At 38.8% G+C, this 23,367-nt stretch carries 19 protein-coding genes; 11 read left to right on the forward strand and 8 right to left on the reverse strand.

Translation table 11 applies throughout. The features are described 5' to 3' along the window. Nucleotides 1–10: 10 nt before the first annotated feature. Genes LG307_RS07485 through LG307_RS07495 form a run of 3 tightly spaced genes read right to left on the reverse strand, consistent with a single transcriptional unit; the run spans nucleotide 11 to nucleotide 3,688 of the window. A complete protein-coding gene (locus LG307_RS07485) occupies nucleotides 11–1,147 on the reverse strand; it encodes a Ger(x)C family spore germination protein (protein ID WP_404449457.1) in 1,137 nt (378 codons plus the stop codon). Beyond that, complete coding sequence (locus LG307_RS07490) at nucleotides 1,134–2,234, reverse strand: endospore germination permease (RefSeq protein WP_404449459.1); 1,101 nt, start codon at nucleotides 2,232–2,234, stop codon at nucleotides 1,134–1,136. Before LG307_RS07490 ends, LG307_RS07485 begins: the two co-directional genes overlap by 14 nt. An 11-nt stretch (nucleotides 2,235–2,245) precedes the next feature. Continuing rightward, nucleotides 2,246–3,688, reverse strand: a complete 1,443-nt coding sequence (locus tag LG307_RS07495) for a spore germination protein (RefSeq protein ID WP_404449461.1) — start codon at nucleotides 3,686–3,688, stop codon at nucleotides 2,246–2,248. A gap of 132 nt (nucleotides 3,689–3,820) precedes the next feature. Here LG307_RS07495 and LG307_RS07500 point away from each other — a divergent pair, with 132 nt between their 5' ends. After that, complete coding sequence (locus LG307_RS07500; protein WP_404449463.1) at nucleotides 3,821–6,109, forward strand: ATP-dependent DNA helicase; 2,289 nt, start codon at nucleotides 3,821–3,823, stop codon at nucleotides 6,107–6,109. Between the two features lie 127 nt (nucleotides 6,110–6,236). Further along, the gene (locus LG307_RS07505) at nucleotides 6,237–6,422 is read left to right on the forward strand and encodes a stress protein (RefSeq protein ID WP_404449465.1); all 186 of its coding nucleotides are present in this window, start codon (nucleotides 6,237–6,239) and stop codon (nucleotides 6,420–6,422) included. 10 nt (nucleotides 6,423–6,432) lie between these two features. Here the strand turns inward: LG307_RS07505 and LG307_RS07510 are convergent, their stop codons facing one another. Further along, a complete protein-coding gene (locus LG307_RS07510; RefSeq protein WP_404449467.1) occupies nucleotides 6,433–7,572 on the reverse strand; it encodes a mechanosensitive ion channel family protein in 1,140 nt (379 codons plus the stop codon). Nucleotides 7,573–7,821: 249 nt separating this feature from the next. On the opposite strand from LG307_RS07510, the gene LG307_RS07515 reads away from it, so the two are divergent. The 3 genes from LG307_RS07515 (at nucleotide 7,822) to LG307_RS07525 (ending at nucleotide 10,882) form a co-directional block, all read left to right on the forward strand. Beyond that, nucleotides 7,822–8,739 (forward strand): ABC transporter permease subunit, encoded by a 918-nt coding sequence (locus LG307_RS07515; RefSeq protein ID WP_404449469.1) that lies wholly within the window; start codon nucleotides 7,822–7,824, stop codon nucleotides 8,737–8,739. A gap of 13 nt (nucleotides 8,740–8,752) precedes the next feature. Next, nucleotides 8,753–9,643 (forward strand): ABC transporter permease, encoded by an 891-nt coding sequence (locus tag LG307_RS07520; RefSeq protein WP_404449471.1) that lies wholly within the window; start codon nucleotides 8,753–8,755, stop codon nucleotides 9,641–9,643. A gap of 255 nt (nucleotides 9,644–9,898) precedes the next feature. After that, nucleotides 9,899–10,882, forward strand: a complete 984-nt coding sequence (locus LG307_RS07525; RefSeq protein ID WP_404449473.1) for a YeiH family protein — start codon at nucleotides 9,899–9,901, stop codon at nucleotides 10,880–10,882. A 13-nt stretch (nucleotides 10,883–10,895) separates the two neighbouring features. Here LG307_RS07525 and LG307_RS07530 read toward each other — a convergent pair whose 3' ends face one another. From LG307_RS07530 to LG307_RS07540, 3 genes are all read right to left on the reverse strand, one after another. Then, the gene (locus LG307_RS07530) at nucleotides 10,896–11,180 is read right to left on the reverse strand and encodes a hypothetical protein (protein WP_404449475.1); all 285 of its coding nucleotides are present in this window, start codon (nucleotides 11,178–11,180) and stop codon (nucleotides 10,896–10,898) included. A gap of 81 nt (nucleotides 11,181–11,261) precedes the next feature. Continuing rightward, nucleotides 11,262–13,106, reverse strand: coding sequence for a DNA ligase D (locus LG307_RS07535; RefSeq protein WP_404449477.1), 1,845 nt, complete (start codon nucleotides 13,104–13,106; stop codon nucleotides 11,262–11,264). A 64-nt stretch (nucleotides 13,107–13,170) separates the two neighbouring features. Then, nucleotides 13,171–14,061, reverse strand: coding sequence for a Ku protein (locus LG307_RS07540; RefSeq protein ID WP_404449479.1), 891 nt, complete (start codon nucleotides 14,059–14,061; stop codon nucleotides 13,171–13,173). A 119-nt stretch (nucleotides 14,062–14,180) separates the two neighbouring features. Here LG307_RS07540 and LG307_RS07545 point away from each other — a divergent pair, with 119 nt between their 5' ends. From LG307_RS07545 to LG307_RS07555, 3 genes are all read left to right on the forward strand, one after another. Next, the gene (locus LG307_RS07545) at nucleotides 14,181–15,269 is read left to right on the forward strand and encodes an SDR family oxidoreductase (RefSeq protein ID WP_404449481.1); all 1,089 of its coding nucleotides are present in this window, start codon (nucleotides 14,181–14,183) and stop codon (nucleotides 15,267–15,269) included. Between the two features lie 934 nt (nucleotides 15,270–16,203). Next, nucleotides 16,204–16,986: an RNA polymerase sigma factor SigI gene (gene sigI, locus LG307_RS07550; RefSeq protein ID WP_404449482.1), complete on the forward strand. Its 783-nt coding sequence runs from the start codon at nucleotides 16,204–16,206 to the stop codon at nucleotides 16,984–16,986. Next, nucleotides 16,955–18,121 carry an anti-sigma factor domain-containing protein gene (locus LG307_RS07555; RefSeq protein ID WP_404449484.1) on the forward strand — a complete coding sequence of 389 codons (1,167 nt, stop codon included), beginning with the start codon at nucleotides 16,955–16,957 and terminating at the stop codon, nucleotides 18,119–18,121. The genes sigI and LG307_RS07555 overlap by 32 nt, the downstream gene beginning before the upstream one ends. A gap of 80 nt (nucleotides 18,122–18,201) precedes the next feature. Here the strand turns inward: LG307_RS07555 and LG307_RS07560 are convergent, their stop codons facing one another. Beyond that, the gene (locus LG307_RS07560; protein WP_148986895.1) at nucleotides 18,202–18,390 is read right to left on the reverse strand and encodes an alpha/beta-type small acid-soluble spore protein; all 189 of its coding nucleotides are present in this window, start codon (nucleotides 18,388–18,390) and stop codon (nucleotides 18,202–18,204) included. Between the two features lie 184 nt (nucleotides 18,391–18,574). Between LG307_RS07560 and LG307_RS07565 the strand changes: the two genes are divergently transcribed. The 3 genes from LG307_RS07565 to LG307_RS07575 all read left to right on the forward strand — a co-directional run bounded on the left by LG307_RS07565 (nucleotide 18,575) and on the right by LG307_RS07575 (nucleotide 23,272). Continuing rightward, nucleotides 18,575–19,933 carry a TrkH family potassium uptake protein gene (locus LG307_RS07565; RefSeq protein WP_404449486.1) on the forward strand — a complete coding sequence of 453 codons (1,359 nt, stop codon included), beginning with the start codon at nucleotides 18,575–18,577 and terminating at the stop codon, nucleotides 19,931–19,933. Between the two features lie 112 nt (nucleotides 19,934–20,045). Beyond that, a complete protein-coding gene (locus LG307_RS07570) occupies nucleotides 20,046–21,050 on the forward strand; it encodes a LacI family DNA-binding transcriptional regulator (protein WP_404449488.1) in 1,005 nt (334 codons plus the stop codon). 119 nt (nucleotides 21,051–21,169) lie between these two features. Next, complete coding sequence (locus LG307_RS07575) at nucleotides 21,170–23,272, forward strand: glycogen debranching N-terminal domain-containing protein (RefSeq protein WP_404449489.1); 2,103 nt, start codon at nucleotides 21,170–21,172, stop codon at nucleotides 23,270–23,272. The last annotated feature ends 95 nt before the right edge of the window (nucleotides 23,273–23,367 follow it).

The following is a 23,367-nucleotide window of genomic DNA, read 5'->3' on the forward strand; positions in this document are numbered from 1 at the left end:
TTTTATGGATTTAATTTATAATCCCGGTACCTGTAATTTCTACCGTTACATTAGGGACGATTTCAATTGTAGGATACACTTCCCGCCACTTGATGTCTTTCCATACTTTATTGTGATGTACCTTAATGTGTTGTCCTATTTTTAATACATCACTATTAGCATCTTGAATGATCTTTATCACTTCTTCAGACTTGGCTGTAATATGTTGTGCGGCCTTTTTCTCCAACGACTTTACCTTCTGTTTATCTACTAAATGATTTTTGGGGTATTCAGCAATAGAAGCAGTTACTTTCATATCTATCGTCACTTTTATATCATTTGGCGAGTCGACAGTAGTTTTGATATGACTCTTCGCTTTAGAGATACTTAAGGTCATATACCGATTCTGAGGGTTTTCTTCTTCTGGATGGACCATCATATTTAACTGTGCTATTTTTGCTTTCTTATTAGCAAGCAAGAGTAAGTCAGTAGATTGTTCGGCATTAAGGGTAACACCGGTATAGGCTCTGTCACTGATTAAACCCATGCCTATAACTTCAATATCATGTGTCTCAACTTCTTTTATAACGGGCAGGGAAAAATCAGCACTTGGATCAAACATGACGGGACAGACAGACTGAATTGTTTCATTTAAAATGAAGGTATTGTTCTCTGCCGTCACCAATAAGTCTGTGATAGCTTCTGTTAATAATGTTTCTTTAATCGTTTTCATGTGGATGATGTCTTCTGCATTTCCTTGCACAATGGCAAGCTTTGCACCAAGTGGGGCCTTAGGGTCCCTGTATAATATATCGAGGATGGAGTAGATATCTTTTTTTGCAAGATCTTCACCCATTAGATACATTCTCATTTTACTTGGTGAAAATTCTCCAGGAATACGTCTATCCAAACTTAAACGCGTGTCCCTTAATGTAATCCCTCTGCCTTCTACCACCGCCACCGTTGCTTGTCCCGGTTGTCCTCCTATACTTAATTTTTCTGATTCGCGAATGGCAATATGGGAGACGATTTCATCACTCTCTCCAAGGTCGAAACCAACGGTAAAAACTAGTTTCAAATCCTTTAACAATCGCTGATCCCAGCAGCCTGTCAACAGAAGAGCAGATAGTATGATGGACACTATGGTACTAAGGTTACGACGACTCATATTTTTTCCCCTTTTGCATTTTCTTCTTAGTCCAGGCAATCAGTAAGAACAGAAGTGGAAGTATAAAGACAAAGATAAAAACAATGTATTGAAACACCTTATTAATGTCTTCAATTAAAAACTTATTCTGTAGAAAGAAACCCGATATAAAAATTGGTAAAACAATAATCGGTACAAAAGGAGCGTGAGATTGTGAATGAAATAACTCTTTTAACCCTTTGCTTGCTTGATATAAATAAATGATGAAGGAATTTGTCATCGGAATCACCCATATGGACAAGAATATAAGGTCAAGCCTTTCAATCACTTCAAAGGAAATGGCTTTCAGCATATACAAAACAGGTTCCGGAACGAGTGTCATCTCTTCTGGACTGAAAATGATCAAGCTCGTAAATACAAGAAATCCATAAATAAGTACGGTTGTTATGTTAGCAAAGGTAAGTGTTTTTGCCGTTTTTTGTTTAGATTTAATCATAGGGTAAATCAATAAAATTAGTTCAAAGCCTGTTAGTGCGATTAAAACATCCTTGATCGCCAAGATTATATTCTTAATCCCACTTTGACCAACCGGTAAAATATACGATATATCCGCGTCCCGGTAGACAGTTGCTACAAGCAGAATGAAAAATACGATCACTCCTGTTGACAATCCAAAAAATCGTGCGATGACTAAAATATTTTCCTTTGCTAAATAAACAGCAACAATGATTATTAATAAATAGATGATCCAAAAAGGCGTCAAGGGCAGGATCCATTTGTTAATCAATCCCGTTTGTAAAACAGCTACAAGACCTGCAATAGCTGTAAAATACAAAACATAAGAAACTATGAGTAGACTCCCGAAAAACTTGCCGAACAAATTCCTTAATATCTGAAAAAAGTTTTTCTCAGGATAACATCTTGATAAGGTCAAAGAAATCATCATCCAGAGCTGAATGACAAACCCAGCTAAAAGGGTGGAAATCCAACCATCCCCTTTGGCGGTACTGTGGACAGCAAATGGTAAGGAAAGAATTCCAACCCCAATCTGGGCCTGCATGATAAGAAAAAACAATTGACCTTGACTGATACCGACTTCCTGTTTCATACAAAAACCCCTTAATATACCTTCTTTGCTTTCTTTTTTGGCATCGTATCACTTGGTCTCTTCTTAAAAAACGGCAATGGCACCCTGATTAAGGTATCTTTCACCTCAGACCATCTTAATGTGGAAAATGGAGCGAAGTATGGGGTACCAAAGGACTCAAGCTTACATAGATGGATAAGCAGGAACATAAAAAAGAAGCTCATTCCGATCAATCCAAACATTGCAGCCATAAGCATAAACGGAAAGCCCAATAGACGTATGGAGGAGCCCATCTCCGTAATTGGCACGATAAAAGAAGAGATTGCGGTAATGGCAACTACAATAATCATCGTGTTGGAGACAAGATTTGCCTCAACTACCGCAGTCCCAATAACCAAACCTCCCACAACCCCAATCGTTTGTGCAATCCTGCTTGGTAACCTGATGGAAGCTTCCCTTAAAATCTCCAGGGTAATTTGCATTCCTAGCGCTTCAATTAGCGGAGGATAAGGCACATTTTCTAAAGAAGATTTGATAGAGAACACAATTTCGATTGGTAAAATTTCGAAATGAAACGATACAATGGCTATGTACATGGCCGGAAGAGCAATAGAAATCAGAAATCCAAGTATCCGGAGAAAACGAATGAATGAACCAAAATACCACCTGCTGTTATAATCATCAGGTGATTGGTAGAAGGTGAAAAAAGTGGTTGGGGCAATCAACGCCCCAGGGCTGCTTTCTGTCATGATGGCAATTCTTCCATCCATTAAGTTTGCAACAGTACGATCTGCTCTTTCCGTGCTGAGCATGGTTGGGAAAATAGAAGAATTGTCACTGACAAATTCCTCAATATAGCCTGGTGCCAAAATAAAATCAACATTAATTTCAGTTAGCTTCTGTTCTAATAAGGCAACCGTTTTTTTGTTGGCGATATGATCTAGATAAATTAAGCCAACTTTAGTTTGGGAATCATTTCCGATGGAAAAGTACTTTACCTTCAAATTCGGGTTGTGGATTCGTTTACGAATCAGAGAGATATTGGTAGCTAGTGATTCAACAAACCCATCATGGGGTCCCCGAATAATACCTTCTGTCTCTGGTTCCTTTACTTTTCTACCATTGGATATCGGGACCTCAAAAATAGCAGCTAGGTCAGTATCGCTACTTAGGACAACACAACTGCCTTCTAGTAAGCTTTTCGTAATTTCTTTTATACTATTAGTTTCTTTTACTAATGGCAGGGGTTGTTTTTCGTTAGTATAGCGATTTCTATTTTCCTTAAGTGGTTGTAAGATTTTTTCTTGGACAAGCTGCTTATCAATGATTGTTTCGATATAAACGAGGTAAGCATCCTCGTTTTGCAGGTGGAGATATTCCATGATGAAATCCTCTGAATGGACAAACCGCTCTCTTAAGTGAAGGAGGTTTTCTTCGAGATTTGTGGTTAGTATTAGCGAATCATTTTTCGTCATGGGATTGTTCACCACCTTTAACTCTTAAATCTTTCGGTTTACTATATTTTCCTATGCACGCTTACTAATTATGCATAGTATAAGAAGTTCTTTTGTTATACTTAAGGAAAATGAGACTTCAGGGGTAATATAATGAAAAAAATTTCCGTATCAGTGAGGAAGCTTGTGGAATTTGTCATGATGGGTGGTAGCATCGACTCAAGATTTGCAGGATCCAATGTCATGCAAGAAGGTACGCGAACTCACCAACGACTGCAAGCAAGCAGAGGAGATAATTATGAAAAGGAAGTATATCTTTCCATTGAAATGCAAGTTGAAGAATATGTGCTGCATGTGGAAGGAAGATGTGATGGAATCTACCGCAATGAAAATCAAATTATTATAGAGGAAATAAAGACTACTGCAAGGGATTTGAATACGGTAACAGAACAGGATTATAAAACATACTGGGCACAGTTGAAAATGTATGCCTTTATAGTTTGTCTGAAAAATGACCTAGACAAAATTACTGTTCACATGGTGTATGCAAAAAGGGACAGCAAGAATGAAAAGACGTTTGAAAAGAAGTTTGAGTTAAATGAATTACATATGTTTTTTGAAGAGGTGACAAAGGAGTACATTAGTTTTCAAGAGCAATTATGGAAGCTCAGGAATGCCAGAACAGATAGTATTTCTAAGTTGAAATTTCCGTATGAGTCCTATCGAAAAGGACAAAGGGAACTTGCTAAAGCTGTCTATAAAACAGTGCGTGAAGAAAAAAGGTTATTTGCAAAAGCAGCAACAGGGATCGGGAAAACGATTGCGACTATTTTTCCGTCTATCGTTTCCCTGCAGGAGGGGAAACAAGAGAAAATCATGTATCTGACTGCCAAAACAGTCACAAAAATGGTGGCTGAAGATTCACTCCGGCTCCTCATTGAGAAGGGTTTAGCTATTAAAACTGTTACGATTACAGCAAAGGAAAAAATTTGTTTTCAAGAAGAAACCATTTGTCAAAAGGAGTTCTGTCCTTTTGCAGACGGGTATTATGATCGGCTAAAGGAAGGGATAAAGGATATTTTAGAGAACGAAGGAATGATGGATAGGGGAATTATTGAGCAATATGCCAAAAAGCATCAGCTTTGTCCTTTTGAGTTCTCACTAGATCTAGCGATGTTTGCTGATGTGGTGATTTGTGACTATAATTACTTTTTTAATCCAAAGGTCAGACTTCAACGATGGGGAGATTTCCATAAGGAGACCATTCTTTTAATTGATGAAGCGCATAATCTAGTGGATCGATCACGTGAGATGCTATCTTCTACCATGTCAAAATCAGTATTTTTGCGTGCTGCTAAAGAAATAAAGGGGCTTGATCAGGAGGTATACGTAAAACTCAAAGCGGTAAATGACACATTGTTGAAGTGGAAAAAGGAACTGCTGGTCACAAACGAGTTTGTGTTTGATGATAAACCTTCACAATTAATCGATGTGTTGGTGGCGGCTATAGAAGCTTGTGAAGCATGGTTAGTTCGAAATCCGTCGGGGATGGCTCATCAAGAGATTCTAAAAGCATACTTTGAAGGACAGGATTTCATAAGAATATCAAAAGTTTATAGCGAACGATATAAAACCATTGTGACACTCTTTAAGAGTGAGGTACTAGTGAAGCTTGCTTGTATGGATTCTTCGGTTGCCATAAGAGAATCAACAAGCAAGGCGGTTGCAACCATCTTCTTTTCTGCAACTCTCCATCCTCTTGGCTACTTTCAAACCGTTTTCGGTGGGGAGGAGCATGATTATCATATATCCGTTGATACACCATTCGACCCCGCTCAAATTAAGGTTTTTGCCAAGCGAATATCAACGAAGTATCAAGATAGAGAAAAATCCATCCTGCCGATTGTGAAGGTAATCAAAGAAGTTTTTCATTCAGAAAAGGGAAACTTTCTTGTCTTCTTTCCTTCTTATGAATATTTATCATTGGTTTTTGAAGCATATGAAAAGTATGCGGCAGTAGACTCTATTGAAACACTTGTGCAGCTGCCTATGATGACAGAAATGGAACGAGAGGCGTTTTTAGAGGAATTCTACCCTGAAAGGGAAGGTACCTTTATAGCATTTGCGGTGCTCGGAGGGATTTTCTCTGAAGGAATCGACTTGAAGGGTGACCGTTTGAATGGTGTCGGAATCGTTGGAGTAGGATTGCCTAGAATATCTCTTGAAAGAAATGTAATGAAAGAGCATTTTCAGAAAAAAGGGCAGAACGGATTTGATTTTGCCTATGTCTATCCCGGTATGAATAAGGTGCAGCAAGCGGGTGGAAGGTTGATCAGAAGCGAAAAAGACACTGGGTTCATTTTGTTTATTGATGACCGCTATTTTCATTCGAAATATAGGGACCTCCTACCACCTGAGTGGCAAAATTTCAAGGAGAAATAAACTTAAAGAATAATTTACATTAGCTTTATCCTGTATCAATATTTATTGGGTATATTCTAAGTAATTAGGATAGTAAACCAAAACCTTACCTTTTTAAATGAAACCTATTAAAGGGAAGTGAATAATAATGAGCAGGAAACTCCAACAAGCATTAGAGCAACAACGCGAGTATTATATTGATAAACTGCTTCTAATCGGTGTGTATGATTCCCTGGTGTTGGATGGGATGACGACAACAGAGTTGAAGACAGAGTACAATTATTTTTTCTATGATGTACCTAGTAAAAAGGTCAGTACATTAAAGAAGGCATAACCCTTGTGGGTTATGCCTTTTCGCCTCTTAGGCTGTATTGTTTTGGTTTTTCTTTTTCTTCTTGTGGGTTTTCTATATGGAGTGTTCTTGTGGGAAATGCAACGATTACGTCTTCCTCCTCTAAAATCTCCATGATTCTAAAATTAATATCCTCTTTTACTTCCAGATACTCGCCCCACATGACGGACTTCGTAAAGAAATAAAGGAAAATATCCAGGCTGCTGGCCCCAAAACTATCGAAGCGTACAAGGATTGTTTCCTGATCGACTGCTTCATGATTTCGCAGCATATTTTCGATTCTACGGACCACTCTTTCTAAACTTGTTCGGGAAGTATCATATTGAACTCCAAGTTTAAAGGTAACTTGACGTTTCCCCATTTTGGACCAGTTTGTAATAGGTTCGTTTGATAATGTGGCATTAGGTACGGTAACCACAGCTTGAGCGAAAGTTCTCACTTGTGTGCTGCGGAAAGAAATATCCTCAACTACACCTTCGACACTTGGTGTCTTAATCCAATCTCCCATTGTAAAAGGCTTCTCCGTCACGATGATAAATCCGCCTAATAGGTTTTTAATAGACTCTTGTGCGGCCAATGCGAAGGCAAGTCCACCTAGTCCCAAACCTGCAACAATGGCGCCGACATCATATTCCCATACTTCTAATACGATACTGAATGCAAGGGCAATAAGGATGAAACGAAATACTTTTGTCACAAACGGCATTACAATCTTGTCTACTTCAAATTCCAATCTAGTAGAAAGGTTGGTAAACAGATTAGAAGAATAAGGGATGAAGTTGAAAATACCCCAAGCAAACAGTGCAATAATGGAAGAACGCATCAATTTTGTTAATGTTTCTGCTTCCATTAACGTGAATGGTGCTGCTTTCAGTGCAAAGAATATCCCAAGTATCACGAAGAACATTCTTACTGGTTTATCAAAAGCAAGCACAATATAAGTAAATAGGTCGGTGGGTGTTTTTTTGGAAACAGCCAAAATTGCTTTAAAGAAATACTTTGTGAACAGTTTTCTCCATAATAGGAACAGTAGTAGGATGACAAGGGAAGCGCCCATATCGATCCAAAAGTTCACATCTGTCCAATAGTCTGCCGTCCAGATATTGGTGAACCAATTAATTGTCTTATTCACAGCACAAACCTCCTTAGGGTGGGTGCGTCCATCATAGTTTTAGCAAAATAGTCATATCAAGATTATCTCGTTTAACGTTTCTATCATAAATCACTATATTACTACGAAGCTTTGAAGATTTCAACGGTTAGCCTAAGTGGGAGAATGATCAGAATAATGAATATTTTTATAGAATTGCCTAATAAATAGTGGTAGTATTTTACTATATTGAAAGTGTTTCGGATTTCGTGAAATTTCTGGGGGGAAGTCATGGGAGTTCTATGGAAGATTATAAAGTCATTACTATTCTTTTTGTTTATTGCTGTTCTATTAATTCTAGCAGTCTTGTTTCCAAGGCAGCCTGATATTGATGTTCAAGGCAGGGCTCAAACGTTGGAATATGGGTATGAATTTTCTTGGGCAGCATATCAGCACAATATTTCCTTATTCTTTAAGGATGTAAAAGAAAATAATACATTGGGCATGACAAGGTATAACAAACCGGCTGAAGAGGAACTTTGGCCTCATTTAGGGAGAAGCTTGAAAGTAATAGTCGCAGCAAGTGTCATTACCATTATATTTGGAATGATAAAAGGGATATTCGACTTTTATGAACGAAAAAACGGATGGAATGTTTTGGGGAAAGGATTGACGTGGCTTATTCAATCTATTCCTGACTTCTTCTTGATCCTTTGTTTGCAATGGCTCATCATTTTTCATTTTCCGTTCATCAAATTATTCGGTCATTCCCATTGGTTTAGTTTCTTGGTTGCAGGCTTATTGGTTTCCTTGTATCCCATGCTGTATGTTGCAAGAATTACCTCAGCAACGCTTGGGAACGAAAAAGGAAAACCGTATATTCAAGTCGCCAGGTCGAAAGGTTTGTCAAAAGAAAAAGTGCTCTGGAAACATATGCTGAAAAACAGCCTTTATCCAATCATGTCCAACCTACCGGCAGTGATGCTTTATTTATTGTCCAACCTCCTCATAGTGGAATGGTTTCTCGATTACAGGGGAGCAGCTTATAGGATGTTTCAAGCGCTAGATGTTAAAAGCTCATTATCAGGCAGTATGCGTTATGTGAATGAATCAGGGCTCATTATTGGATTCGGACTAAGTTTTATGGTTATAGTTTTTATCTCGCAAGTCCTTTCCAGCTTATTTATGAAGAAACTTGAACCAAGGTAGGTGAACCGCAACCATGAAACGCAATTGGACATTGATGGTAGGAAGTAGCTTTTTTCTGTTCTTAGTCTTTTTAACCTTTATTGGACCTTTTCTTCCGTTTATAGACAATGTATTAGAATCAAAACGCATCATTTTTACAGACACAGGCGTCTTGACTGCACCATTTGAGCCTTCTAGTGATTTTCTTTTAGGATCTGATAAAGAAGGAAGGGATCTATTAAGTATTATCGTGGTAGGGGCGAGGGAAACGCTTGGTTTAATCTTTGCTGTAGCAGCCCTGCGTTATGCTATAGCAATACTACTGGCAGTGTTGTCAGTGAATAAAACTGGTCCTTTTCATTGGATTCTTCATGGCTGGAATCAAATTTTTTCTGCCCTACCTGTCATCTTTTCGGCCATAATTCTATTAAGTTTACCTATCATCTTTTTTCATGAACACCGCTTCTTCTGGGCAATCGTAATATTGGCAGCGATAGAAGTGGGCAGAGTGGGGACTATATTGCAAAGCCAGTTTCATACGATTAAGCAGACTCCGTATGTGGAAGCTGGAATTACAGTAGGAGTTGCTCCTTTCACTCTCTTTACTACCTATTATTTGCCTAATGCATTGCCAGATCTTGTAGTTCAGTTTTTTCTTGATATGGGGAGGATTGCCTTGTTAATTGGCCAGCTTGGAATTTTTAGTATTTTTATTACCCAGCAGTTTGTTCAATTGAACTATGGTTCAGGGATTATTGAGAATACAAGTTTAAATTGGGCGACCATGCTTGGTCAGGCGAGAGGGGATTTGTTAAGGGCGTTTTGGATTCCATTTTTTCCAGCACTGGCACTTGCTTTTACGGTTTTAACGTTTAATGTACTGGGTGAAGGATTACGCAAACACTTCCACCGTTTGGAGGCATAGTGGATAGTCTTTGGGAAATTTCTAGCTGTTGATTGGAGAAAAAATGCGAAGACTCCAGCGGGGGAGTAGCGACAATGTTGAGACCCAGCAACGGAGTGAGAAGGCTCAAGGTCGCCCCGCGGAAAGCGAAGCAATTTTGCGGAAATCAACAGCGGTGTACTATAAAATATTCAGCTTGTCGAAAGTTCTCGACAGGCTTTTTTATATTATTTAGAATAGGAGAGGTGTGCAATTAGAATTGTTAGGGGTTAGGTTATGAAAATGATAAATATTAATAAATTTATACCGGGGCTGTTGCTGATATTTCTCATTTCAATTAGTGCCCGGTTCCTTGGGGCAGTTTTCCCCTCAATTGGCGGAGTAATATTTGCCTTGTTGATTGGGATTATCATTAGAAACAGCTTAGAATTAAAAGAAATGTATATCCCTGGAATAAAGGTTGTCGTTAAAACATGGCTGAAGGTAGCTATTGTTCTTCTTGGTGCGACATTAAGCTTTAGTAGTATCATAGATATCGGCACTCACTCCATCATAGTTATTTTGTTGGTGGTGGCAGGAGGGATATCTGTCACGTTATTGGTTGGTAAGCTTCTAAAAATAGATAGAATGTTATCTCTGTTGATCGGTGTTGGAACAAGTATATGCGGTGCAACCGCCATTTCAGTTGTAAAAGGTGTCATACAAGCAAAGGAGTCTGTTGTGGCTTATGCCATTTCAACGATATTCTTTTTCAACATTCTAGCCACCTTTCTATATCCGGTACTAGGACAATGGCTTCATTTATCAACACTTCAATTAGGGATTTGGGCAGGTACATCCATTCACGATACTTCTTCCGTTGTAGCAGTAGGTTATCTGCTAGGAGATGAAGTAGGGGAAGTAGCGACAACCGTTAAACTTGTACGCACCCTATTCATCCTTCCGCTCGTACTGGCCATTTCATTTATTATGGTTCGTAAAGGTGAAGGCACCCCTACTATGAAAGGCGCTTTTCCATTTTTCGTGCTGGGCTTTTTATTTATGAGTGGCCTTTATTCAGTAGGATTTATTTCAGAAGCTGCCAGCAGTTATATAGGACTAACTGCCAAATACCTCATTGTAATGGTTATGGCGGGCGTAGGACTCCAAGTGCGATGGAAGAACATACGTAGCTTGGGAATAAAACCTTTTATTACAGGATTTATTGCTTCTATGTTTGTGGGCATAGTCAGTTTAATTTTAATACTGTTTTTGGTTTAGATAAGGAATCTAGTTAGGAAATAGCGTCTTTTTTGTCTATATAATCTGTTGTTTGTTCTAGTAATTTTGTTCTTAAAGTGGCCAAATAAAAAGGAGAAATCATAGATGTGATATCTTGCCAGGATTCTACTTTAGGCCGAAAGATTATTAATTTGAATACCAACAGGGTGTGTTTTTTCAGAAAAAGTCTGTACTTTCGGCTATCTTCAGGCTCGGTTTCATCTAAGAATTCTATAATAATACAGTCATCTAATTCAATAATGGGATGGACAACGGCAAAGGCCTGCACGACAATCACCTTTTCCTTTTTTAGTGTCCATCCTTGCCATTAACATGTTTTGTTATACATGTAGCTCTTTCCCTACTCCTATAACCTCGTTTAATTTTTGCTTTGCAAACTACGTAAAGAAGTGAGTACGTTTCCAAAGGGTTGCTTTGATTTACTTGCTGTAAAATCTTGAAAAGGATCACCTTGCTTCTTTAATCGTTCCTGTACAGTAAATAACGTAAACTCTTCTGGATCTAATCCTTCATCCACTTCCTTCCAAAACAAAGGTGTCGCAACTGTAGGCAAATCGTTTCCTCTTAGAGAATAAGGGGCAATAATTGTTTTACCTTCAGCATGCTGGACATAATCCACATACACTCTATTTCCTCTATGTTTCTTCAGGCGTTCCACTGTAAAGAGAGTAGGTTCTTTTGAAACTAAATAATTTGCCATGAACTCTGTAAATTGTCTTGTTTCTGAATACGTGAATTGTTCTTCAGGCAAGGGAATATAAACTTGAATTCCTTTTCTTCCTGACGTTTTAATAAAAGAGTGAAGACCAAGCTGATTGAAAACTTCCCTCATCATTAATGCCCCTGTAACCGCGATAGAAAAGTGATCTTTAGAGGGAGGATCCAGATCAAATACAATTTCACTTGGCTTATTTGTAAGAACCGTTTGAAAGGGAACGTGAAATTCCAGTGCAAGCTGATTGCCGAGCCAGATTAATGTTTCCAAGTTGTTGCATACAATAAAATTAATGTCTTGTTCTACATGAGTTTTTACAAATGAAGGCGCATAATCAGGGCAATTCTTTTGATAAAAACTTTCTCCATACATCCCATGGGGGTATCGGATTACTGTGATAGCTCTGTTCTTTAGGAACGGGAGCATATAGGTGGAGGATTGCGAGAGATACTCGATATAGTCCTGTTTGGTTACAAGCGGTTCTTCCCAAAGCGGTTTGGCAGGATTGGTGATACCAACGGCTTCTGGGAGAACAGGTTTTGATAAGTTCGCCATCGTACATTCTCTTATATCTGCATCAAAACGGAACCGTTTAAATTCAGGATGTCTAAGCTGTTGTTGGTATAGTTCTAAAAAATATATCTCTACACAAATTCCGGGCTTTACAAAGACAAATTTATCATCCTCTTTGTAGCTGTTTTCCTTAATAACCCCAATTAGGGCAGATCTCTCTTCAGAAGATAGTCCATGTGAGAAAAGTCCAAGTTCAATCACTACATCACCTTGAAACACACCAATATGAAAAAAACCATTATTTTTTTGGTAGGCTGTGATAAAGCAGATTACCGTTTGATAATTTTTCACTTTGATCCAATCCGTTGTTCGTTTTCCTTTTGTGTATGTACTGTTTATTTTTTTTGCAATTAGTCCTTCCCCTTGCTCAAGCTTAATTTGTTCCCATAACTTCTTGGGATCATTGAAATATGGGACATACTGAAGCCTTGTATTGGTATCTATAATAGGAGAAAGAGGCATGCCACTTTGTTCAAAAAGGTGGAAAAGTGTTTTTTTTCGCTCAGCAAAAGTTGATGTAAGAATGTCTTTTCCTTTGTTTTTCAATAAATCAAACGCTAAAAGAGTGGCGGGATGATTTATTGCCAACTTATTGATATTTTCCTTCGTTTTCGTTCTGCCACGTTTTTGTATCAACTGAAAATTGCCTTTAAGGGAAGAAGTTAAAACAACAAGCTCACAATCAAGAGTCAATGGTAATGCCTGTGTCCATGGATTGGTATTGGTCAATTCCCTTAAATAACGGACAATTTCAGGGAAAGAGGGTGCTAGATCTGTCCCGCCTCTGCTTTGAAGTAAAACGTGGTGGGTGTCTAGTATGGCAATGCACCGAAATCCATCATATTTCACTTCATACACCCAATCTTCCCCTTCTGGTGGATTTCGGTGAAGTGTGGGTAGCATTGGTTTAATCACTGTATGAACTCCTTTCTTATCTAAATTAAACATTTGCCAAAGGAAGCAGAAAACATCTAACTGGTTAGCTAGATGCTTTCTTTTTTCTGGTTGTCCGCTTTTTTGGTTGCGTGCTTGAGGTTTTCTTTTCATTAGCTTCTACTTTTGTCTCTGTCTTTTTCTTTACCGTTTTCTCACCCTGATCTTTTGTCCGTTCAATGCTTGCTTGTAAGGCGCTCATTAGATCCACCACATTGGATTTATCTGAATCAGTTGGCGTGGTGGTTCCCTCTTCTTTGTTAATCTTTTCTTGAACGAGCCTTAGGACTGCTTCTCTATAATCATCATGGTATTTTTCCGGGTCAAATTCAGTGGTCAATTGATCGATTAGGGTAATGGCTGTATCCAACTCTTTTTTATCCACATCTTTTCGTTCTGGAACGCTTGGCACATCTGCCACCTTTCTGACCTCATCAGGATAATGCACCGTTTCCATCACAAGGCAATCCTTATAGACACGGACAATGGCAAGCTGTTGCTTAGAGCGGATGGTAATTTCGGCAACTCCGATTTTCTTGGAATCATCTAATGCTTCTCGCAACAAAGAGTAAGCTTTGCTGCCATTTTCCCCAGGCCCTAAAAAATAGGAGCGATTAAAATAGATGGGATCGATATCTTCAAGCCTGACAAAATCAATGATTTTCACACTTTTGTCTTCATGTTCTTCTTTTAATTGTTTTAGCTCTTCGTCAGATAAAATGACATATTTACCTTTCACATACTCATAGCCTTTTACTAAGTCATCTTGTTCTACTTCTTTTTCACAGTTGGGACAGACTTTTTCGTATTTAATAGGACTGTGGCATTCTTTATGCAAAGTCCTTAACTTTATGTCTTTGTCTTCAGTGGCAGAATACATTTTAATCGGTATATTGACCAATCCGAAGCTAATGGAACCTTTCCACATCGTGTGCATGTTTTATCACCTAAATTATCTTAAAATTTTGACAAGAGCACTATTCAGGTACTCAGATGTAGTTTATCCTTATTGTAAAGATTAAGTATGATAAATACTGGAAGGGGGGTCTTATCATCATGAATGGATATTTCTTTACCGGATTTCCTGGATTCATTTGCCAAGAGTTGGTGCGTGAATTGCTACTAACAAGAAAGGACGTCAAAGCTGTATTCTTGCTAGTTCTTCCAACACAGAAAAATATTTCTATGCCTATTATCCAAACCTATCAACAACAATTTCCTGAGACGATGTTTCACCTTATTGAAGGGGACATCACTCAGCCGAATTTAATGATGAGTATGGAAGACCAAAGCCTAGTACAAAAAGAAACGAATTATGTTTACCACCTAGCAGCAATCTATGATTTAGCGGTAAAAAAAGAAATCGCCCACCAAGTGAATGTCAATGGAACAATACAAGTGCTGAAGTGGTTAAAGAGCTTGCCGAATCTAACGCGATTTATTTACTTCAGTACTGCTTATGTGGCTGGGAAAAGAGAAGGAAAGATCCGGGAGACGGAATTAATCCATCAGGCTTCTTTTAAAAATCATTATGAGGAAACAAAATATTTGGCGGAATTATTAGTGGATAGGGAAAAAGAAAATCTACCTGTAACCATTATCCGTCCTGGAATTGTAAAAGGGCATAGTCAAACTGGAGAAACAAGCAAATTTGATGGTCCATATCTTATGTTGAATTTTCTTCATTCACTGAGGTTTTTTCCATTGATTCCACATTTGGGAAGGGGAGAAGCGGAATTCAATGTCGTTCCGATTGATTATATTGTAAAAAGTACATGCTATCTGACCCATTCAGATCTGGCGCAAGGGAAGACGTTACATTTGACCAACCCTGAACCGATTACAATTAGAGAAGCCTATACGGTTTTGATGGAAAAGTTCCTTAAAAAGGCACCAAAAGGATCTATTCCTCTCCCAGTGGCAAGGACATTCCTTCGCGTTCCGTCAGCTAGAAAGTGGCTGAAAGTGGAACGTGAGGCACTGGATTATTTCACATGGAAGGGCAGTTTTGATTGCAGTGAAGCAAGAAGGATATTAAATGATGCGGATATACATTGTCCATCATTCCATATAACAGCTGATATGATGGTAAAGTACTATAACGAGCATAAGTACGATCACATGAAACACATTCATATTTCATGAAAAGGGCATGATTTCATGCTGGAACCAACACACAAAGAGCAGCAGCTATCTGCTCTTATTAAAAGATAAGAAAGCATAAATCCGGTTGATTTCCGTTCCAGGCGCTTCGCTTGCCTGCGGGCGGTCCGTGAGCCTCCTCACTCCGTTTCAGGGGTCTCACCTGTCCCTTCCTCCCGCGGGCGTCTGCGCGCCTTCCACTCCAATCAACTAGGTTACTTCACTCACCAAAAGGTCAAAAACTATTTGATCAAGGAAACTGAAAAACCAATAACGCTAATTTATCGTAATTTCAAGCTGTGGATTGGAGCAAATGGCGAAGACTCCTACGGGGGAGTAGCGGCAATGTTGAGACCCCGCAGCGAATGCGAGGAGGCTCAAGGGCGCCCCGTGGAAAGCGCAGCCATTTGCGGAAAGTAACAGCGATGTTCAGCCAATCAACTAAAGTTATTAAATTTAAAGGACCAAGAGGTATAGCCTGGTCCTTTTAAAATGCACTCCTACCGAAACGAAAGAACTAAGTAAAAATATATAGTAGGTATTTCGAAGTATTCTAAAATTATTGTTTGACTCTCCCCCGAAAAAAATGAAACATTCACGTAACATTTAAATGACTAGTCCATGATAATTGGCCAAAACATGAAAGGAGGACATAGAATAAAGCAAAAAAACATCCAAAGAGACATACTATATAGTTAATTATATGAAAGAAAAAAACCTTTGAATTTTCAATTAATGGAATAATATTACTTATATTAACTTATTGTTACAATCAGACCGGGCTTAACAGGTTTTTACATTGACATTTTATAGATAAAAGTACACCTTTATATATAGACAGGTGACTTTTTCTATTAATGAAAAAGCCTCCTTCTTAATACATGCTTATGAAATCATTTATTTATATAATATGTTTAAAAGATAAGCAGGAGGAGAGGTGAAGCCGGTGCTGAGCCTACTTTTTAAATTCGGCAAACGACGCACAAAGACTCTTGAAGAAGAAGTGCTGGAGATACAAGCTGGCAATATCCAATTACAAAACAATCTGATTAATAAATATAAACCTTTTATCGCAAAAGCAGTGTCATCCGTGTGTAAAAGGTATATAAGTGAAACGGATGACGAATTTAGTATCGGGTTGATAGCCTTTAATGAAGCAATCGAAAAATACTCGCAAGATAAAGGAAGCTCCTTGATTTCCTTTGCAGACCTGATCATTAAACGCAGGGTTATTGACTATATAAGAAAAGAGAGCAAAAATTCTACCGTTACCATGTCTGAACAGGAAGTAGACCAAGACGATTATGCTTCTAACAAAATAGAAGCTACTTTATCTGTGGAGGAGTTTAACAAGCAGATTGATCAAGAACACCGGAGAGAAGAGATAACTTACTATCAAACGGTGTTAAATGAGTTCGGTCTTAGCTTTGCAGATCTTTTGGAATGCTCACCTAAACATACAGATGCAAGACAGAATGCCATAGAGGTTGCATATACTCTCGTACAAAACCAGGACCTGAAAAACCATCTGTTCGAAAAGAAAATGCTGCCAATGAAACAGTTGGAAGGTTTGGTGAATGTGAGTAGAAAAACAATAGAACGCAACCGGAAATACATTATTGCCGTTTCCATTATATTATCGGGGGATTATATATATTTGAAAGATTATTTAAAAGGGGCGATTACGAGTGAAAAAAGGGATTGTGCTCGAAGTTCATGATGAACATGTCACTATTCTGACCCCTGAGGGTGAGTTTTTGAAATCGAGAAAACAAAAGGGGCAAGTAAATCTAGGGGAGGAAATCGTTTTTTTTCCTTTATATAGGGCAGAGACCGCTAAAAAAGGGAGATTAGCTTTGGGCTTACGCGGGAAATGGGCCATTATCAGTGTAATGACTGCGATAATTTTGGCTTTTACTCTGTACCCTAGATACTCAAGTAACCAAGTATATGCGTACGTTTCCGTAGACGTTAATCCAAGTATTGAACTTGGCATTAACAAAGATATGAAAGTTATCTCTATGGATGCTTATAATGAAGATGGCGAGGCTATCATCAAGCAAATGAAAGATTGGGAAAAACAAGATATTACCAGTGTCTCGTCTCAAATTTTTGATATCTTTCGCCAAAAGGGATTTCTTACTGAAAATAGTGAAGTGCTGATAGCTTCGGTTTTATCTAATGACACTAATTCTGGATGGAAAACGTTGATGCAGAATAAAATAACTACCATCTCAGAAAAAGTCCAACAGGATAAGGTCAGTATCACCACATTGGAAACCACTATTAAAGAACGAGCGGATGCATTAAAAGAGGGGATGTCTCCGGGGAAATACATCCAAAAAGAACAAAAAACTGAATTGGTAGAAAGTGAAGATACATCCAAGACAGAACCTGCTCCAACGATGCCTTTGAACCAAAAGTCACCTGAAATAGAGCATGCCAACGCGAAAGAAGAGAAAAGTGGTCCGCCAAGCTTTGTAGAAATAAAGAAGAATGAAAAAGAAGCGGATAAAAAAGAACGGAAAGATTGGCAGGAGCAACATAAGACAGAGAAAAAAGAACAACAAGAGGATTGGCAGAGAGAAAAAATTGAACGGAAACAAGAGAGACAAGAACAACGGGATGATTGGAAACAAAAAGGGAAGCAAGAACGGGAAGAGCGAAAAGAGCATAATAAAGAAGAACGGACAGAGCGGAAACAAGAAAACGGTGGGAAAGGCAACGGGAAGAACAAGGATGAGGAAGAGAAAAAGGGACCTCCTTCTCATGCCAAACCAAAAGATAAACCTGACCATCATGAATCTAACAAGGGAAAAAAGAATCATGATGGTAAAAGAGGGAACGATAGGTAGTTCGGAAAATTACATACAACCAGAACTTACATAAGTGAACCCAGAGTATTTTACTCTGGGTTCTATCCATTCATATTAAATTATTTTCCGTTTATCTGAGATTGTGCTTGAGCTACTAGACGTTTAGTGATTTCTCCACCAACAGATCCATTGGAGCGTGCAGCAGTGTCAGAACCAAGGGATACACCAAATTCTTGTGCAATTTCGTATTTGATTTGGTCAAGAGCTTGCTCGATTCCAGGTACGAGTAATTTGTTGCTACGTGCCATTCTTATCACTCCTTATTTATGTCAGCTTAGGTCTTAGCTAAGCTGTAAAGTTAGTATGAGATATTCTTTTTAATCAATACTGGAAAGTATTAGACAAATACTGTAATATTAGTGGGGATTAATTAATTGGATTAGGGTCTTTCCTAATTTAGAATTAGATTTATTGTTATGTGAAAGGGCAGTTATGACTACATTTAAAAAATCTTTAAGCAAGAAAGTAAATAATTTATCACCTGCACAACTTATTGTTAGTTTTTACATTATTGCTGTGGTTATTGCAGTAAGTCTGCTTAGCCTACCTGTTGCAAGGTACGAGGGAGTTGATTGGACCTTTATCAATGCGCTCTTCACCGCAGTAAGTGCCGTAAGTGTAACTGGTTTGACAGTACTTAACACAGTAGAAACATTTACAGTGCCTGGAATCTTTATCTTGGCGTTTGTCCTGCAATTTGGGGGAGTAGGGGTAATGGCGGTCGGAACCTTTATCTGGCTTATCTTAGGTCGGAAAATTGGCCTTAAAGAGAGAAGGCTCATGATGATCGACCAAAACCAGTCCAATCTTTCTGGTATCGTAAAGCTGATAAAACAGATCCTTGTTCTGATTTTGTCTATTGAATTATTGGGTGCACTCATCTTAGGTACCTATTTCTTATCCTATTACGACACATGGCAGGAAGCATTTTTTCATGGTTTCTTCGCATCTGTCAGTGCTACTACCAATGGTGGGTTTGACATTACTGGTCAATCACTCATCCCATTTGCAAATGACTATTTCGTGCAATTCATCGTGATGATCTTGATTACTGCTGGTGCTATCGGGTTTCCCGTTTTGGTGGAAGTGAAAGAGTTTATCGTGAATAAAAATGGACGGTTCCGCTTTTCCTTGTTCACTAAAATTACAAGTATTACATTTGCTTGCTTAATTACCTTTGGAACGATCGCCATTCTGATATTGGAATTTAATGATTATTTTCAGGGGAAAAGTTGGCACGAATCCTTGTTCTATGCTTTGTTCCAGTCTGTTACGACAAGGAGCGGGGGACTTGCTACAATGGATGTCAGTGAATTCGGCATTTCTACTCTTTTGGTCATGTGTGGACTGATGTTTATCGGTGCATCGCCAAGTTCTGTTGGCGGGGGAATCAGGACGACTACATTTGCCTTGAATATCCTGTTTCTATTTCACTTTGCACGAGGGCATAAGAATATTAAAATATTTGGAAGAGAAATTCATGAGGAAGATATTATTAAATCGCTTGTTGTTCTTCTCCTGGCCATTTTAATTTGCTCTTCGGCAGTTATCGTCTTAAGTGTAACCGAAGAATTTACATTGATTCAAATCTTATTTGAAGTTTGTTCTGCCTTCGGGACAACAGGATTATCCATGGGAATCACACCTGATTTATCTACAATAGGAAAGTTCATCATAATTTGTCTGATGTTCATCGGTCGAGTGGGACTTCTAACATTCCTATTCATCCTTGAAAGTAAACAAAAACCACCTAATTACCATTACCCAGTAGAACGGGTTATTATTGGATAGTTCATGAGAGACCATTATGTGGTCTCTTTTTTTAAAAAACTATTGCAATCGCTTTCAAATTCATGTTATTCTTCTTATAACAAATTATCCGAAACGTTTTGGGAGGAAGGCCATGACAACTATAAAAGATATCGCAAGAGTGGCTGGTGTTTCTGTCACAACTGTTTCCAGGGCTTTAAACGGTTATAGTGATGTTAACAAAAAAACAAGACAAAAAATTGAGGAAGTAGCCAAGGAATTGAATTACAGTCCCAATACGGTTGCTAGAAGTCTTGTAATGAAGAAGTCAAAAACAATTGGGCTTCTTGTTTCTGATATGAACAGAGAAGGGGTTAAAGATAATTTCACATTTGAGGTTCTTTGTGGAATTAACGAAGCCTCAGCCAACTCTGATTATGACCTTGTGCTTTTTAGTACTACCTCATCCAAACAAAGCGAAAAGACTTATACGCAGCTTTGTAGAGAGCGAAGAGTAGATGGTGTGATACTACAGGGCATAAAAACAGATGATCCTTATTTACAGGAGGTTGTCGAAAGTGACATTCCTTGTGTACTAGTGGATATTCCGCAAGAATCATCGACAGTAGGCTATGTTACGACGGACAATGTAGAAGGTGCCAAAAAAGCCGTGGCCCATTTGATTGATAGTGGACATAGGAATATTGCCATGATAAACGGGCATGAAAAGGCGGATGTAAGTATTCGTCGATTGCAAGGTTACATGGAAGTGCTAAATAATGAGAAGCTCCCATTTAGACCTGAATGGATCAAAAATGGTGATTTTAAGGAGAAAGTGGCAGAAGAAGTTGCAGTGGAACTTTTGACCGAGCACCCTGAGATTACAGCAGTATTCTGCGCCAGTGATTTGATGGGGCTAGGGGTACTTAAGGCAGTAAAAAGAATTGGGAAGAAAGTACCGGATGATATAGCAGTGATCGGTTATGACGATATTATGCTTGCCTCATATTCCAATCCAAGCTTATCAACAATACGTCAGGATAAGTTTAATTTAGGATTTGAAGCAGCGGTCCTCCTCATAGATATGCTGGAGGGGAAGGAACAATCTCACGCTAGAATTATTGATACAAAGCTCATCATAAGAGAATCTACAAAATAAGGCACTATTAGTGCTTTTTTACAAGTGAAAATCCGAAACGTTTTGGAAATTGTGGCAGTTTTATTTTTATCAATAAACCAAAACGTTTCGGATGGACATAACACCTAGGAGGTAGGACGATGGATTACAGAGTGATAAAAGAAAATGACCTATTTTTATTAACTGACACAATTGGTAATATTCCTGAGCAGCATCCATACGGATTGGGATTGTATACAAGGGATACCAGGTTTTTAAGCAAATTGGACGTTAAAATAAATGGAGAAGATCCAATTTTGCTTCACTCTGATGCGGCAGAAAACTATATGGCAACAATTCTTATGACAAATCCTCATATGGAAAGCGAGGGGGAACTTATCTTATGGAGGGAGTCCATTGAAATTAAACGCTCCCGCTTTATCTATAATGACGTATTCTATGAATCACTTACTTTGAAAAACTATTACCCTAAGAGTGTGAATTTTGATTTAAGTGTTCACATGGACGTGGATTTTGCTGATATGTTCATTGTTCGTGGCTTCCAAAATGGTGAAATAGGAAAAAGAACAGGTCAAACAGTGGATGGGGAGTCTTTAACTTTCCATTATGAAGGTGCAGACAATCTTCCAAGACGAACATACATTGAGTGGGACAAGGAGACGACCTCTGTGGACGGGGAAAAAGGAGAGGTTCACTTTCAATTCAGGTTGAATCATGATGAAGAACAAGCAGTCACCTTCAAAATACAACCTCAACATGGAGAGGAAAAGTGTGATAATATTCCTTCCGCTTCTGTCGCTTTAGAGAAGTTGAAAGAATCCTATAATAGCTGGAATACCAATGTTACAAAAGTGAAAACGGATTGGCTTCCACTACAACGCCTTGTAGATCGAGGACTCGGGGATTTGAGAGTATTATTGACAGACCTTGGATATGGCAAGTTTCCTGTTGCTGGACTGCCGTGGTTTGGGGTTCCTTTTGGAAGGGACAGTCTAATTGCAGCTCTTCAGATGCTGGCGTTCCAACCGGAAGTGGCCAAAGGTACTCTCTATACGATGGCAAGTAAACAAGGTACAAAAGTAGATCCTTGGCGGGATGAACAACCTGGAAAAATCATGCATGAGATTCGCTATGGGGAACTTGCAACTACCGAGCAGATTCCATTTACTCCATATTACGGAACCATTGACGCAACACCATTATTCTTAATACTTCTAACAGAGTACGTTAAATGGACAGGGGACCTCAAAGTTGTTGAGGATCTAAGAGCAAACATTGAAGCTGCATTGACATGGATTGACCAGTACGGTGACCGCGACGGTGATTTGTTTGTCGAATATCATCAAGAGGCAAGCAAAGGAATTGCCAACCAAGGATGGAAGGATTCTGGTGATTCCATCGTACACCGCAACGGCGATTATGCCACGACACCTATCGCCCTTTCAGAAGTACAAGGATATGTGTATCAAGCCAAAATGGGTGTGGCTTCCATTTATGACAAACTTGGAAATGTCGAAAAGGCTGCAGCATTAAGGGAAGAAAGCACGAAGCTGAAAAATAAGTTTGATAAAGAGTTCTGGATGGATGATGTCAATTTCTACGCGATTGCTTTGGATAAAAATAAACAACAAGTAGGAACGATTACTTCAAATCCTGGTCATATTTTATTCTCTGAAATGCTTGATGAGGACAAAGCGGAAGCTGTAATTCAGACGCTAGTTTCTCGCAAAATGTTCTCAGGTTTCGGGATTCGCACCATGGGAACCGGGGAGGCGGGTTATAACCCGATGAGTTACCACGACGGTAGTATTTGGCCACATGATAATAGCATGGTGTTACTGGGTATGTCGAAAATTCAGAGGCAGGAAGCTGCCAACCTTGTAATCGAAGGACTTATCAAGGCTGCTGCCCATTTCGAATATGATCGACTTCCAGAATTGTTCTGTGGATATGATAGCAAGCTTGGGAAAGCGGTCAAATATCCTGTTGCTTGTTCTCCTCAGGCATGGGCCGCTGGGACACCGCTAGTATTTGTTCAAACTATCTTAGGTCTATTTCCGAATGCTTTGGAAAAGAAGATTGTTTTATCTCCAGTACTTCCAAACGGAATGAATGAACTTGAAGTAGAGAAGGTTAAAATTGGTGAAGGTTATTTATCCCTTTCAGCTAAAAAAGGTGCTGAAGGAAATGTGGAACTGACAATTATTGAAAATACTACAGGTTTTGAAATCGTTCAGAATTAGGTTTTACAGAGGGAGCATTCCTCTTGAAAATGGCCGTTCCCAGCAGTTGCAGTGGTACCGGTCTATATAAACAATTAAAAATAGGAAGAGGGGTT

The organism is Sutcliffiella horikoshii (genome assembly GCF_044809035.1).
GTDB lineage: Bacteria > Bacillota > Bacilli > Bacillales > Bacillaceae_I > Sutcliffiella_A > Sutcliffiella_A horikoshii_G.